This is a genomic window from Winogradskyella vincentii (assembly GCF_020166345.1).
GTDB lineage: Bacteria > Bacteroidota > Bacteroidia > Flavobacteriales > Flavobacteriaceae > Winogradskyella > Winogradskyella vincentii.
In genome coordinates, this window is sequence record NZ_JAIUJS010000024.1 from 1 (window position 1) to 1,564 (window position 1,564).

General features: G+C 36.8%; 2 protein-coding genes. Both read right to left on the reverse strand.

Translation table 11 applies throughout. From position 1 onward, the window contains the following. Nucleotides 1-641: carboxypeptidase-like regulatory domain-containing protein (locus LBV24_RS14970; RefSeq protein ID WP_224479469.1), on the reverse strand; the 641-nt coding region annotated here is incomplete at its 3' end. A 128-nt stretch (nucleotides 642-769) separates the two neighbouring features. Next, a partial coding sequence (locus tag LBV24_RS14975; protein WP_224479470.1) for a hypothetical protein occupies nucleotides 770-1,564 on the reverse strand: 795 nt, incomplete at its 5' end.

The following is a 1,564-nucleotide window of genomic DNA, read 5'->3' on the forward strand; positions in this document are numbered from 1 at the left end:
AGTTCAACGGCTAGCATTCCCAAAGTTTGCAGCATACGTTCTGCACCAGCTTCATTTTGTGCATAAAGCATACCTGGCATTTGCATAGGCATATCCTCGTCCGCTGGATCTAGGTGATGCATAATTACATCTACAGAACCTGTATATTCTGTACCGTCTTCTTTTACAAAGTTACCGTCAAAGCTAACAGAACTGCCATCGTCTGATGTTACGGTTTCCGCATTGCCACTAGATATGGTGCCAGTGATACTAGTTTCTAACAACATAATGGTTACTTTATTTGTGCCATTAGACGGTACTACGGCACGTGAGCCGTGGATATAGCCTTCTTTTTCTGCCTTGATATAGCCAAAACGCTCTTTAACTGTGGCATTGTTAATAATAAATACACCGTTGCTGTCTGTTGTTGCGGTCTCGTTACCTATGGTAATTGTAACACCTTCGATTGGTTCTTCATCATCGTCTATAACGGTTCCCAAGAAGTTTTTGAAGACATTGTTTCCGAAGTATTCCGAAAAATTGTCTGGTACGTTTTCCTGTTGCTCGCCATCATTCATTGATGGGCCATCATCTTTCTGGCAGGACGTACCGATCAGAAGCAACGCAATCAATACTGTGGATAATAGTTTCGTTGGTTTCATAGCGATTGATTTATAAGTTTTCTTTTTTAAAAGATATTAAAATCTAAAAAGGGTTGCGTGAAAATTCTGAAAAAATAAAAAAGCCTTCCATTTACGGAAGGCTTTTTTAGAGGCAATAAAAGGTGCTATTAATTGTCTCGTAGCACGTGAACCGTACCAGAGATTGTATGAGGATTACCATCATAATCTTCGTAAGATCCTGAGAAATTTATATCTATATATTCACCGACCTCTCCAAGTGTAGTTAGGTTGTAGGTGATATTATTATTAGTACCAGAAACACTTAAGCATTCACCAATAAAAAAACCTGTATCTCCCGTGGTACCATCATAGGGAAAATTATCATAAGTCCCTAAATAATTAGGGTCATTTAATAATCCATACATAAAAAAACAATTTTCCTGGTCATTGCTAGATGCAAAAATATCTATAGTTGGAACTTGGCCATTTGGGCTTTCTAGATAAAAATTTGCCGTAATATTTTCAAAAATAAAAACATCGTCATCATCGTCTATAGTGTATTGAATAAATTCTTCAACGGCATTACATGCACTAACAGTACCAACATCAGTTAATGATGTAGTAAATGTAAAGCCAATATCACCTGTAGATTGTAAATTGGTATAGTCATTTCCTTTTAAAACAAAGGTATCGTCTTCCGTACAACGTAATAGATTAATTTCAAACTCACCGTTGCTTACAGCATCTACAAATGTTTGATCACCATAGGTCAATTGTACATACCCATCTGTAACAGGATTTCCGTTACAAGTATTAAAGATACCAACTACAGTCTCTGAGATAATATCTGAATTTTCTGGTACTACAATCGAGATTGAAGTATCCGTACTAAATGGGCCAATAGTCTCGGTATACAATGGCGTATCGCTACAGTATTCGTAACCATAAACATTAAGTTCTAG